Source organism: Hyphomonadaceae bacterium ML37 (assembly GCA_027627685.1).
Classification (GTDB): Bacteria; Pseudomonadota; Alphaproteobacteria; order Caulobacterales; family Maricaulaceae; genus Oceanicaulis.
This window is the reverse complement of sequence record CP091241.1, coordinates 515,337-527,840: the sequence shown is the minus strand read 5'-3', so window position 1 is coordinate 527,840 and position 12,504 is coordinate 515,337. Positions and strand designations below refer to the sequence as shown.

11 protein-coding genes and 1 tRNA gene are annotated in these 12,504 nt (G+C 67.5%); 5 read left to right on the top strand and 7 right to left on the bottom strand.

Annotated elements, in window-relative coordinates; translation table 11 throughout:
• Nucleotides 1-14 precede the first annotated feature (14 nt).
• A complete protein-coding gene (locus tag L2D01_02720) occupies nt 15-803 on the top strand; it encodes a LuxR C-terminal-related transcriptional regulator (GenBank protein WBQ10701.1) in 789 nt (262 codons plus the stop codon).
• Between the two features lie 159 nt (nt 804-962).
• Entirely contained in the window at nt 963-2,285 is a 1,323-nt protein-coding gene (locus L2D01_02715) for a hypothetical protein (GenBank protein ID WBQ10700.1), read from the top strand.
• A 17-nt stretch (nt 2,286-2,302) separates the two neighbouring features.
• On the opposite strand, the gene trxA is transcribed toward L2D01_02715, so the two are convergent.
• Nucleotides 2,303-3,226 (bottom strand): thioredoxin, encoded by a 924-nt coding sequence (trxA, locus tag L2D01_02710; protein ID WBQ10699.1) that lies wholly within the window; start codon nt 3,224-3,226, stop codon nt 2,303-2,305.
• Between the two features lie 75 nt (nt 3,227-3,301).
• Nucleotides 3,302-3,835, bottom strand: coding sequence for a prolyl-tRNA synthetase associated domain-containing protein (locus L2D01_02705; protein ID WBQ10698.1), 534 nt, complete (start codon nt 3,833-3,835; stop codon nt 3,302-3,304).
• Nucleotides 3,836-3,995: 160 nt separating this feature from the next.
• Here L2D01_02705 and L2D01_02700 point away from each other — a divergent pair.
• Nucleotides 3,996-4,070: transfer RNA gene (locus tag L2D01_02700), tRNA-Gly, on the top strand.
• A 137-nt stretch (nt 4,071-4,207) separates the two neighbouring features.
• Here the strand turns inward: L2D01_02700 and L2D01_02695 are convergent.
• From L2D01_02695 to L2D01_02675, 5 genes are all read right to left on the bottom strand, one after another.
• Nucleotides 4,208-6,157: a beta-propeller domain-containing protein gene (locus L2D01_02695; protein ID WBQ10697.1), complete on the bottom strand. Its 1,950-nt coding sequence runs from the start codon at nt 6,155-6,157 to the stop codon at nt 4,208-4,210.
• Between the two features lie 109 nt (nt 6,158-6,266).
• Nucleotides 6,267-7,121, bottom strand: coding sequence for an N-acetylmuramoyl-L-alanine amidase (locus L2D01_02690; GenBank protein ID WBQ10696.1), 855 nt, complete (start codon nt 7,119-7,121; stop codon nt 6,267-6,269).
• A gap of 77 nt (nt 7,122-7,198) precedes the next feature.
• Nucleotides 7,199-8,584 carry a DUF1254 domain-containing protein gene (locus L2D01_02685; GenBank protein ID WBQ10695.1) on the bottom strand — a complete coding sequence of 462 codons (1,386 nt, stop codon included), beginning with the start codon at nt 8,582-8,584 and terminating at the stop codon, nt 7,199-7,201.
• Between the two features lie 73 nt (nt 8,585-8,657).
• Nucleotides 8,658-9,491 (bottom strand): ABC transporter permease, encoded by an 834-nt coding sequence (locus L2D01_02680; GenBank protein ID WBQ10694.1) that lies wholly within the window; start codon nt 9,489-9,491, stop codon nt 8,658-8,660.
• Nucleotides 9,488-10,462 carry an ATP-binding cassette domain-containing protein gene (locus L2D01_02675; protein WBQ10693.1) on the bottom strand — a complete coding sequence of 325 codons (975 nt, stop codon included), beginning with the start codon at nt 10,460-10,462 and terminating at the stop codon, nt 9,488-9,490. The genes L2D01_02680 and L2D01_02675 overlap by 4 nt, the downstream gene beginning before the upstream one ends.
• 144 nt (nt 10,463-10,606) lie before the next feature.
• On the opposite strand from L2D01_02675, the gene ppk2 reads away from it, so the two are divergent.
• Both ppk2 and L2D01_02665 read left to right on the top strand, forming a co-directional pair.
• A complete protein-coding gene (gene ppk2, locus L2D01_02670; GenBank protein ID WBQ10692.1) occupies nt 10,607-11,362 on the top strand; it encodes a polyphosphate kinase 2 in 756 nt (251 codons plus the stop codon).
• 29 nt (nt 11,363-11,391) lie between these two features.
• Nucleotides 11,392-12,477: a DUF2855 family protein gene (locus L2D01_02665; protein WBQ10691.1), complete on the top strand. Its 1,086-nt coding sequence runs from the start codon at nt 11,392-11,394 to the stop codon at nt 12,475-12,477.
• Nucleotides 12,478-12,504: the final 27 nt, after the last annotated feature.

Here is a 12,504-nt window from a genome sequence, read left to right as displayed (position 1 = left end):
GACCGGGAGACCGCATGGCCAAACGCAGTTTTCGCCGGGTCGTGACCGCCGCAGACGCACAGGGCAAATCCTACGTCCTGAAGGATTCGCATGTCTCGCCCGGTGATTTCCGGGCAGTCCACTGGTTCACCCGGCGCAATGCCGACGCCCTGCGCGATCCGCCCCACCAGGAGATCGTACGCCTGCCGCTGGCGCCGCCGCGCGGCGCGACCACGTTCCAGTTCATCATCGTGCCGCCCGACCGGCCCCACATCACCCCTGAGCAACTCGACGCCTATTACGCGGCCGCGTTCGAGGGCACTGAAACCGTGCGCGTGGACACCGCTCATCACCCCGGCATGCACCGGACCGACACCATCGACTACATCACTGTGCTGCAGGGCGAGCTGACGCTGATCCTGTCGGACAGCGAGGTCACGCTTTATCCCTTCGATACGGTGGTCCAGCGCCGCACTGCCCATGCCTGGGCCAATCGCGGTGAGACAGCCGCCGTGTTCGCCGCCGTGACGGTGGACCTGACGCTGGCGGGCACAGCCGAGCCTGGCGAACACGCGCGGCTGGAATTCGCCGCCCTGTACGGGCTGACGCCATCAGAGCTCAATGTCGCCCTGGCGCTGGCCGCAGGCCTCAGCCTTCAGGACATCGCCCGCGCGCGCGCTGTCAGCATCAACACGGTGCGCACCCATGCCGCCCGACTGCGTGACAAGATGGGCGCACGCACCCAGGCGGACATCATCCGGGCCACCGTCACGTTTCTGGGCGTGATCGGCAAGGACGCCCTGGCGCCTCATCCAAATGGATGACGACGCCTCAGGTTGAAACGTCATTATCTGTCCTCCCCTCGGCATCGGGGGTCAGCCGGCGGCACATCCTTGCCCGTCAGGGTTTGATTTTCGGGGAGCAGATTAATGTCCAGACATCCGGTCACAGGACGGACCTCTTTATTGGCGGGCGCAGCCGGCGTGGCCACCGCCCTTTTCGCCTTTGCGGGCCCGGCTGCCGCCACTGACGGCCAGGCCGGCGCGCATGAGAACACTCAGGCCGCGGCCGGCATGACGGTGACAGCGGCGCGGGTGCGGGGCGCGGCGCGCCAGTACACGCTGACGCCCCGGCAACGCCAGCAAGTCGAGCGCCTTCGTGAAGACACTGCGTCCGAACTGATCCGTTCAGGCAGCGAAACCAGAGCTGACGGCGGAGATCCGGCCCTCAGAGAGTATCTCGATCTGCTGGACGATCTGCTGGCCGGACGCCGGCCCTATGGCGATCTGACGCCGCCTCCCTGGCAGCCGGCAGACGCTCTCAGGTTCGGTGTTTCCGGTCACTACGGGCGGGCCAATCTGAACCTGCCGGGGACCGGCATCGGTTTCCAGCGCGACACCCCGTCCAGCGGCGAGCGCTTCGGCGCGGCCACGTCACGAACAGGTTACGCGCACGCCTATGGCGCCGCGATCAACGTGCCCGTCACATCTGAGCCGCCGGTGGCGAGCACGGTTAGCGGGCGCACACGCATTCAGCCTGGAGCCTCTATTGGCTTTCGCACCAGCCGCGAAACGCAAAGCGACATGACAGTGATCGCCCCGGGCGGAAGCGGCGACAGCGGCTTTGTTTACGGCGCGCTTTCGCCGTCCGGCTCGTCCGGAATCAATGTCAGCAATTTCGGCTCGGTCCATGAAGCCCGCAATGAATGGCGGGCCTGGGACGTCAGCGGCGATTACGGGTTCCGGGGTTTTGACTCGCTGGCCTGCGCGCAGCTTTTCATCACGCTCTACTACGCCTCCATGGTCCAGGATTTCGAAGGCTGGAGCCAGCATACCGGCGGCGGCGTCAATATCGAGCAATCGCGCGACCAGCGCGCCAGCAATGACCGCTATGGCCTTAATATCGGCATCCGCGCCGGGGGACGGCCGGGCGACTTTTCGATCGGGCCGTTCATCCCCTTCTTCAAGGCGACGGCCGGCCTGGCCAACACCCGCTCCAGCCTGCGCAGCGAGGAAACGGTCCTGTGCAATATCTGTCCGCCATCTGATCAGAACTTCACGATCAACACGACAGACAGCCGCCGGGACTGGGACTTCACCGGATCGCTGAAAGCCGGTGTGAACCTGCCTGTCAGTCAGAATGTATCGGTCAATCTGAGCGCCGGATATGAGCACGGCGGCCGGATCGGCGCGATCTGGAACCCCAATTCGGGCGATCAGGTCTTCTTCGACAACCGGACCACCGAACTGCAGCGCGTCAATTATCGCCCGCGCTATGTGGCGGTCGGCCTGCGCGCCCGCTTCTAGCGCCGCGCAGGTTTACCTCACGCAAACAGGATGGACGACAGGCGCCGCCGGCCGGACTTGGCCAGCTCCGACATGGGGCCGGAGGCGTCGAACACGCGCAGGAGGAGCTGACGCGCGGCGGACTCGTTCCATTCCCGGTCCAGCGATATGGAGACCAGCAGCGCGTCCACGCAGCCCTCCATATCGCCCGCCGCCAGACGCGCCCGGGCCAGCGCGAACTGCGCTTCGGGATCGCTGGCGGCTTTCGAGGCGCGCCGCTCGGCGGCGTCGAGGTCGTCGGCCCCTTCTACTTCACCGGCCAGCTCCATGGAGGCACGCACGGACGCGATGGCGGGGTGGGATTTCTTGGTCTCGGGCGCGCTGTCGATCAGCGCCCTGGCCTGATCGGGATCGCCGCTCATCAGATAGAGGCGCGCCAGCCCCGCGATGGCCTCGGGATTGTCCTTGTCCATCTGCAGCGCCTGGGCAAAATCCTGCGCCGCGCCGCCCGCATCGCCCGCCGCCAAGGCCTCATGGGCGCGCGCGATCAGATCCTCCACCGCCGCGCCATCCACCGCGCCGGACAGGCGGGCGATGAACTGCTTGATCTGGCTTTCGGGCAGGGCGCCCATGAAGCCGTCCACCGGCTGGCCGTTCTGGAAGGCGATTACGGCCGGGATGGACTGGATGCGCAGCTGGCCGGCAATGCCGGGGTTTTCATCGATATTGATCTTCACCAGCTTCACCGCGCCCTTGGCCGCGCGCACGGCGGCCTCGATCACGGGGGTCAGCTGGCGGCACGGGCCGCACCAGGGCGCCCAGAAATCCACCAGCACGGGCACGGTCTTGGACGGCTCGATCACGTCGGCCATGAAGCTCTTGTCTGTGCCGTTGCGGATGAGGTCATCACCGCCCGCAGCGGACGGGGCCGGGCTCTGGCCGCTGGCGCCAATAATCTCCATGGGGTCTGCTCCTCGAGAAAGATGTGTCGAACCGCTTGCGCTCTAGGTGGCCGCTTGCGCGCGCGCTTGCAAGCCTCAACCGGCGCTGAGGGCGGCCAGGTCGAGCACCTCGGGCTCACGGCCCAGCGCCCGCACAAAGCGCAGAAGGTCAGCGCTGGTCAGCGCCGTGGTCGCGTCATTCTTCAGGGGATGGAAGTTCACGATCTCATGGTCCATCAGCGCCCGGTCCAGAATGAAGCGCACGCGATGGCCTGGATCATTGATGATGGCGAACGCCGTCACCGAGCCGGGCGTGACCCCCAGCGCCTCTACCAGCAGCTCCGCCGACCCGAACGACAGTCGCCCGCCGCCGATCAATTTGTGCAGCTGGTTGAGCGCAATCTGCGTCGACTGCAGCGCGCTGATCAGCACCAGCTCGCCTTTCTTGTCCTTCAGAAACAAATTCTTGGTATGCCCGCCGGGCATGTCCGCCCTGATGTCCTCGCCCTCGGCCACCGTGAAAACCGGGGCATGCTCCACCGTGCGATGGGCGACGCCCAGCGCGTCAAAAAAGGCGAACAGATCGGCCCGGCTGACCGGCGGGGCGGGCGGTTGCGGCGCGTGTGTCATGACCTCCCGATTAGCCTTGTCCGGCAGGCGCGTGCAAGCCTTGGCGAGGCCCGCCGCCGCACTGCCGATGCGGTGAACAGGCGGGCTTGCCAAACCTGGCGCGATGCGCGATATACCCGCCTCCCGGCCTTGGCCGGGGCCCTGTCACGCAGGATTATGAGCGGGCGTAGCTCAGGGGTAGAGCATCACCTTGCCAAGGTGAGGGTCGTGAGTTCGAATCTCATCGCCCGCTCCATTTATTCGCTGTCCATCGTTGAATTGAGATGACATGGCCGGCGCGCGACGGTGTTGCGCGCCAGGGCGGTGCTGCGCGCCCCGGGCGGCGGCACGCATCCCCAGGCAGCCCTGCCCCGCCTCCCCAAAACCTCCCGCCTACTTCCCCGCCCGCCTTTCAGGCTGCGGCGTGTAATCGATGCGCCGCGTCTCGCGAATGCGCGCGCCCGAGGCGTCGCCCTCCACCAGCTCATAGCCCAGCAGCGCGAACACGCGACCGCGCAGGAAGATCGGACGGGCATCGCCATACCAGTCGACGCAGGACGCCTGACAGCCATCATCCACGCCCGCCGGCGCCTCGGACTCCAGCCGTCCATAGTCTGACAGCCGGCGATCATCACGGCGCAGGAACAGCATGTCCGCACCGGCTGCCCTGGCGCCGCGATTGATCACGGGCAGGCCGAGCAGGCCGTCAGCGCCGTTCGGGCTGGCCGTATCGGGATTGTAGAAGAAGGCGTGGCTGCGCGATTCCGCCTCGCGCGCGCCGCGCTCCACATAGCGGTCGATGATGGAGGGCTCGGGTTCCATCAAATCAACGGTGAGGAAGACTGCCGCCTCCTCGCCGCCCACCACCACCGCGTCGCGGCCCAGCTGCTCGATCCGGTCGACGCCTTCAGGCACGGTAAACTCAACCGGCTCGCCACCCTCCACCGGCACGACCACGAGCGAGTAATCACTCTTCCCGCCACGCCAGCGGCTGAGGGCGTAGAGCAGCCGGTCTCCGATAAAGCGGTTGCGGTCGAGATAGGCGTCCTCGTCGCCCGGCAGGAACTGATAGTCGGAGGCGGGCGCCGCCCCGCCGCCATCTCCGAAGCGCGCGAGTGGGAGGCGCAGCAAAGCCGGGCGGCCGCGCGTCAGATCCGCGTTCCACATCGCATCGCCATAGCCCTCGTCGGCGACCAGCACGTCAATCCGGCTGCGGGCGGTATTGGCGTTGAAAGAGAACTGGTCGAGTGGTTCGCCCTCCACCTGCACGGCGCTGGGCGGTCCGTCGCCGAGCGCGATGCGGATCAGGAAGTTCTGGCTGTCATCCTCCGCCATGCGGGGAGCGCTGACCCACACATAGACCGCGTCCTGCGCGACGAAGAAGGTGCGCGACTCCGGCCCCAGCACGATGGTCGCCTTGCAGCGCAGCTCCGGCTCCGCCAGATCGCACTGCGTGACCGTGTGCATGGCCTCCACCGTCTCCGCGCCCCGGGCGCGGAGAGGTGCGGGGATGAAGACATTGCTGGCGCTGGCGATGCGTTCAAATTCCGGCCCCTCGCGGTCGGGCGTCCAGCGGCTCAGGCCCGGCATATCGTCGAGCACGTCGCGTGAATTCCACTGGAACGACAGCGGCGCGTAGAAGATGAGCCGGTCACCGATCAGGCGCGAGGCGTAATTGCGATCCGAATAATAATCGTCTGATCTCAGATGATGGGAATCGATGAAGGTCAGCGTCCCGTCCGCAGCCAGACGGAAGCGGTTGATCTCGGTCCCGCCGCGCCGATAGCTATAGCCGATGACCACGATGAGATCGCCGGACACCAGCATTTCGTCATACCAGTCCCAGCGCGCGCTGGCGCCGGGCGGATAGGCGTCGATTGTGTCCACGGCGCGCAGATCCCCGTCCGCCGTGGACACGGTGAACAGGCGCCCGCGCCGCAGGATGACCAGATAATCCCCGCTGACCTTGACGATCCCGCCCTCATCCACCCCGGCGACCTGCACATTGGTGATGGAATCGTTCTCCGTCGAAACCGAGGCGGTGACCGTGACGCTCTCCTGCGGCGCGGCGGAGGGTGCAGGGGCGGACGGTGAGGCCCCTGGCGGGGCGGGCGGCGGCGGGGGTGGCGGGGGCGCAGGCGGCGGCGGAACGCGCGCGGCGACCATAAGATCGCCGCCGGGCGCCAGAAACTCGCGCAAGTCCTCATCGGAGGTGAAGCTGGGCAGGCTCGCCGTGTCCGGCCGCTGGACGGTCGTACAGCCTGCCGCGCCCAAGCTAACAAGCGACGCGGCGACAACAGCGATCAGACCCCGCCGCACGACATTCATTCCCGATCCCGGCATGTCCCGAACTCCCCTGCAAGCTCGTGCAGACTGGAGCAGCGTCGTAGACATTCCGCAAGCAGATTTCTTGCGGCGCACGGTCCTCTGGCGCCGGGACCAGCCCAATCGGCTAGCGGCCCCGGTACGCCCGCGAAATGCCGTCAGACCCGCGCATCATCAACCCGTCCGGGTCCGTGGCCAGATCCAGCAGCGCCGCCGTCTGGGCGTCGGTCATGCCGTCATGGCGGGCCGGGCGGAAGCGCATCTGGAAGACGGTTAGCACTGTGCGGGTCTGATCGTCCCACGCGCCGGTTTCCTGAATCGGGTAGCCGTGCCGGCGCAGGCGCGCCTGATGCCAGGCCGCGTCGGGAAGCGCCTCCTGATACTGCGCGGTCAGCGCCTCCAGCCGGGTTTCGTCCGGCCACGGAATGAGCCCGGCCCACGCCAGGCGCCGCCACGGAAACAACGGCCCGGGATCAGACTTGCGTCCCGGCGAAACCTCCGCATGGCCCAGAATGCGGTGGGGGAGAATCTCGTTGCGCGCCGCGATGTCGGCGATCAGCCAGGCGGCGGCCGCGATCTGCGCCTCGTCATAGGGTTCCCAGTCTTCCGGCGCGCCCCAGTCATACCCGCGATTGACGATCTCGATCCCGACCGAAGCGGTGTTGAGATAGGTCTCCCCGCGCCAGCTGGAGACGCCCGCATGGCGCGCCCGGCGGCGCTCGGGGACCAGGCGGTGAATGCGGGCGGGATCGCGGTCGATGAGATAATGGCTGCTCACCCCGGTTTGCGTCAGCAGGCGCAGGGCTTCTTCAAAATCCACCGCCGTATAGTGCACGATGATATAGCGCACCCGGCTGTCATGAGCCTCGCTGGCATGGCGGGTGTCGATCAGGGGACCACCGGCGCAGGCGGCCAGCAACCCCATTGCGGCGAGCGCCATGAGGCCGGCGACGGCCCGGCGGGCAGCGGATAATCTGGTCATGGCGGCTTTCGCGGGGCGGGCGGACATCATCACGCCAAGCCTGCCCGCGCGCGCCGCGCCGTACAAGAGCGCGCGCCTCAGCGCCGCTCCACGCCCGGCATGGTCCACTCGCCAGACAGCGCCGTCTCGCCGGGCGCATAGAGGCGCGCCGTCAGGGCGAAGGGCGCGTCCGGCGGGGCCGGCAGCCAGTTGGAATCCGGGGAGGCCTGGGGCGGTTCGGTGGAAATCCTGATGGTCAGTCCGCCATCTGAATCGTAGGTCAGATCGTCCCGGTCGCCGAGCGCATGGCGCCAGCCGGCGCCCTCGGGCAGAAAACCATCCACGTCATAGAGCGTGATCGACCAGAATGCGTCCGTCGGCGGCAGGGCGCCGGGCTCAAAGCGCAGAATGTAGGCGTGGCTGCTATGCAGCGGCTGGCCGTCGCGATCCACCGACGTGTTGGGATAGATCGCATCCGCCGCCAGATTGGCTCCCAGCCCGATATGCGCCACGCCGGCGCGCAGGGCGTAATTGGTCCCATACGCGCCCAGCCCCTCAGTCAGCGTGCGCCAGCCCTCCGGCCCGGGCGGCTGGCGGTCGGCTTCGGCCAGTCTGGTGCGCGCCACCGTTACCCCGCGCCCCATCACCCGGCGCGCCAGCGGCCCATGCCCGCTCCAGTCAACCGCGCCGGTTTCCGGGTGAACGCCCAGCGCGGCCAGGCGCGCGGTCATTTCTGCATCCTCCGCCCTGGCCGGGTTCAGCGCCATTAGCGCGGCGAGGCGCGTGAAGAATTCATTCGGCGCCAGCGCCGCCACCGCATCGGACGGTCGCAGGCCGGCATCGCCCATCCGCGCCGAGGCTGAGGGCGGTGGCGCGGTGAGCGAGATGGCGTCCTGAAGGGCATGAACTGGCGCAAAGTCTTCGCCCGGCGCGATCTCGATGCGCCCGATCAGCCAGGCCATGGGGGTGGAGACCCGCACATGCACAGCGCCCGGCAGGGCCGGCCCGTCCCAGTCCGGACCGGTGATGAAGGCGAGGCCCGGCCCTGAACCCGCCACGCGCGAACCCGGCGCGCCGGCCACATCGGTCCAGGCGTCCAGCACCTGCAACAGCCAGTAGCGCTCGCCCATATCCGGCCAGCGCAGCACAACAGGACCGTCAGACAGGTCGAGCCAGGCGATGGAATACAGCGTATCGAGATTGGGCCGCACCACCGTGTCATCCCCGGCCTGCGGCAGGTCGCGGCGGTGATGCAGCGTGTTGATCGCACCCGGTTCGCCTTCAGCTTCGACCCGCGCCAGCATCACCGCGCGCGTCTCCTCCATCAGCACCAGGGGATAGCCGAACACATAGGCTTCGCCAGCCGTCTGGCCGAGATCACGCAGGGACAGGCCGTCCGGATTGCGGGTCAGCACATGCCAGCCCGCCGCGGCGGCGGCGATCAGGGCGATGAGGGTGAAAATCGCAGGGCCAAGATATCGCATCACGGCCACCTTCGCCTGTCAGGCTGGCGCGGCGCAAGCCTTGAAGCGGGCCCGGCCTGCGCCCCGTGCTCGCCTAACGCTCCTTGCGGTAAAGCCACATCGTGATGGGACCGAATACGGCCGCGATCAGACCCGGCGCCAGCAGGGCCAGCAGGACGGCGCGCAGGTCCGGCGTTCCGGCCATGATGTCGCGAATGGCGGTCACCAGCAGGCTGACCGGATTGACCGACACCACCGCCTGCAGCCAGCCCGGCATGGTGGCCGGATCGACATAGATATTGGAGGCGAACGTCAGCGGCATCAGCACCAGCCAGGCCAGCGTCATCACGGTGGAGGGCGTGCGCACCGACAGAGCCAGCGCGGTGAAGATCCAGCCAAAGCCCAGCGCGAACCCGTTGAGCAGCATGAGGGCCGGGATCACCGCGATGAAGCCGCCCTCGGGGCGGTAGCCCATCAGCGTGCCGATGATGAAGACGATCAACCCCGACGCCGTGAAGCGGAACACATCGGCCAGCATCGCCCCGGCGATCGGCCCCGGCGACCAGACGGGCAGGGAGCGGAAGCGGTCGAACACGCCCTTGGAAATGTCGGTATTGAGCGTGAATCCGGTATAAACGGACGTGAAAACAATCGTCTGCACCAGAATGCCCGGCAGCAGGAATTGCAGATAGGCGTCTGTCGAGCCCGCCAGCGCGCCGCCGAACAGATAGGTGAACATCACCGTGAACATGATGGGGGTCACCACCACGTCGAACAGCTGCTCGGGCATGTGCTTGATCTTCAAAAGCGCCCGCCAGGCATAGGTCAGGCTGACCGACACCGCATGGGGCGGGCTGGCGGCCATGGCCGGCGCCGATTGCACCACCGTCTCGGCGGCCTGCTTGAGGGGCGTCGTCGTGTCGCTCATGGCGCGACCTCCGGTGCTGGCCCGTCCTCCGCCTCCGGCGGGCGTCCGGTCAGCGCGAAGAAGACTTCATCCAGACTCGGCTGGCTGAGGCTATAGCCCGACAATTCAATCCCAGCCGACGACAGAGCGGAGAGCGCGGCGAGCCCCGCATCGGGATCAGACACATCCACGCTCAGGGACAGGCCATTGCCGCCGGCGCGCACTTCGCCGTCCAGCAGCCCGGCCAGCAGGCCGGACGCCTCCTCGCGCCGGTCCGCACCCGCCAGGCTGATCTGCAACACGCCGCCGCCGACTTTCGCCTTCAACTGCGCGCTGGTTCCGCGCGCAATGATGCGGCCGTGATCCACCACAGCGATCTCGCCCGCCAGCTGGTCGGCCTCTTCGAGATATTGCGTGGTCAGAAGGATGGTCGTGCCGCTGGCCGCCAGGCCCCGCACAATATCCCAGACCTGATTGCGCGAGCGCGGATCGAGCCCGGTGGTCGGCTCGTCAAGGAAAAGCAGCTCGGGCCGGCGGATGAGGCTGGATGCGATATCCAGCTTGCGCCGCATGCCGCCGGAATAAGCTTTCGCCTGCTTGGCGGCCGCGTCAGCGAGATCAAACGCGCCCAGCAGGTCCATGGCGCGGCCCTTGGCCTCGGCGCCTTTGAGCCCTGACAGGCGCGCGAGCAACAGCAGGTTCTCAAACCCGGTCAGGTCTTCGTCCACCGAGGCGAACTGGCCCGTCAGGCTGATCTTGCGGCGCACCTCGCGCGGCTCACGCTCGATGTCGTGGCCCAGCACCAGCGCGCTGCCGCCAGAGGGACGCAAAAGCGTCGCCAGCATGCGCACCAGCGTGGTCTTGCCTGCGCCATTGGGCCCCAGCACGGCGAAAATCTCGCCGCGGCGCACCTCCATATCGATGCCGTCCACGGCCCGCTTTTCGCCAAAGCGGCGCGACAGGGCGCGCGTTTCAATCGCATGGACTGACATGGCGGGGCTCGTCCGCAAGGGCTGGGGCGAGCCTGTTTAGCCCAATCAGCGCGCCGCACAAGCCAACATGATATGACGGTTTGGACAGGCGGCGCCGCGCGCCAGCCTCGACTTGAGGCGCGCGCAGGCCCAGGGTGGCCGGCGATGGACAAGAAAATTTACAAAAGCGAACTCAAGCGCCTCCAGATCGGACTGGTGGCCCTGCAACGCCACCTGATCGCCACCGAGGCGCGCTGCCTGATCATTCTGGAAGGGCGCGATTCGGCGGGCAAGGACGGGGTGATCAAGCGCATCGTCCAGCACCAGTCGCCGCGCGACACCCGTGTGGTGGCGCTGGGCAAGCCCACCGAGCGCGACCGGTCGAGCTGGTATTTCCAGCGCTGGACCGAGCATCTGCCCGCAGGCGGCGAAATGGTGCTGTTCAACCGGTCCTGGTACAACCGCGCCGGCGTGGAGCCGGTGATGGGGTTCTGCACCAATGCCGAGCACAAGGCCTTTCTGCAAAATGTCGGTCCGTTCGAGCGCATACTGGTCAATGACGGGCTGGTGCTCTTGAAATACTATCTGGACCTGTCGCGTGACGAACAGGCCAAACGGCTGGAAGACCGCTGGGTCAATCCGCTCAAATCGTGGAAAATCTCGCCCGTGGACGCCGTCGCCCTCAAGAAGTTCGACGCCTATTCGAAAGCGCGCAACACGATGCTGGCCGTCACCGGCGATCCGGTCCCCTGGCGGGTGGTGAACGCCGATGACAAGCGCGCGGCGCGCCTGGCGATCATCCGCGACATCCTGCGCAGCGCCACCTGCCCGGATCTGCCCGAAGACTATGGCGACCCGGACCCGGCCGTGCTGCGCCGCTGGTCATCCGATGACCGGCCGGACGCACACCTGCACCACTGATAATCTCGACACTGAGGGAGACGAGGGCCATGGGCTGGGCGCTGAGCATTGATCAAGCTGACATAACGCACGCCGACATCGTTGAGGACCCGCCGCGCGCGCTGAACGCGGGCGAAGCCCGCCTGACCGTGCGCCGCTTTGCGCTGACCGCCAACAACATCACCTATGCCGCCTTCGGGCAGGCCATGGGCTATTGGCGCTTCTTCCCCGGCGCGGACGGGCGCGGGCGCCTGCCGGTTTGGGGCTTTGCCCAGGTGACTGAAAGCCGCGCGCCGGGACTGGACCTGGGCGAGCGGGTCTATGGCTACTTCCCCGCCGCCAGCGAGCTGGTGGTCACCCCCGGCAAGATCCGCCCTGACAGCTTTGTCGATGCGGCAGACCACCGCTCCGCCCTGCCGGCAGTGTATAACCGCTATGTGCGCTGCGCCGCCGACCCGGCCTATGACCCGCAGCGCGAAGCCGCGCAGATGGTGCTGCAGCCGCTGTTTCTCACCTCCTTCCTGATCGATGCGCATTTGCGCGAGGCGGCCTTCCAGGGCGCGAACCGCCTCACCCTGACCAGCGCATCCAGCAAGACCGCACTGGCGCTCGCCTTCCTGTTGGGCCGCGACCGGCCCGAGGGTTTGCGCATCGAAGCGCTGACCTCGTCGCGCAACGCCGCCTTTGTGGAGGCGTCGGGGCTGTATGACGACATCACCGGTTATGACGACATCGCCGCAATGGACCCCGCCCCCGCCCGGCTGATCGTGGATTTCGCCGGGGCGGCGGAGGTGAACCGGGCCCTGCATGGGCGGTTCGGCGCCAACCTGAAAGCCAATATCCGCGTCGGGGGCGCCCATTGGGATGACAGCGCGCCGGCATCCGATCTGCCCGGACCCAGACCCGCCTTCTTCTTCGCCCCCGACCATGCCCGCGACCGCATCGCGCAGTGGGGACCGGACGGGTTCGCCAAACGCCAGGGCGAGGCCTGGTCCCATTTCGTGGCGGCGGCGGATGATCTCTTGGCTTGGCGAAGCCTCACCGGCGGACCTGAGGCTCTGGGCGCCTATCAGGCGCTGGTGCGCGGCCAGGTGCCCGCCAGCGAAGCGCTGGTGGTCGAGGTGGAAGAGCGCTGACAGGGCGGGGCGGGCTGGCGTAGAACT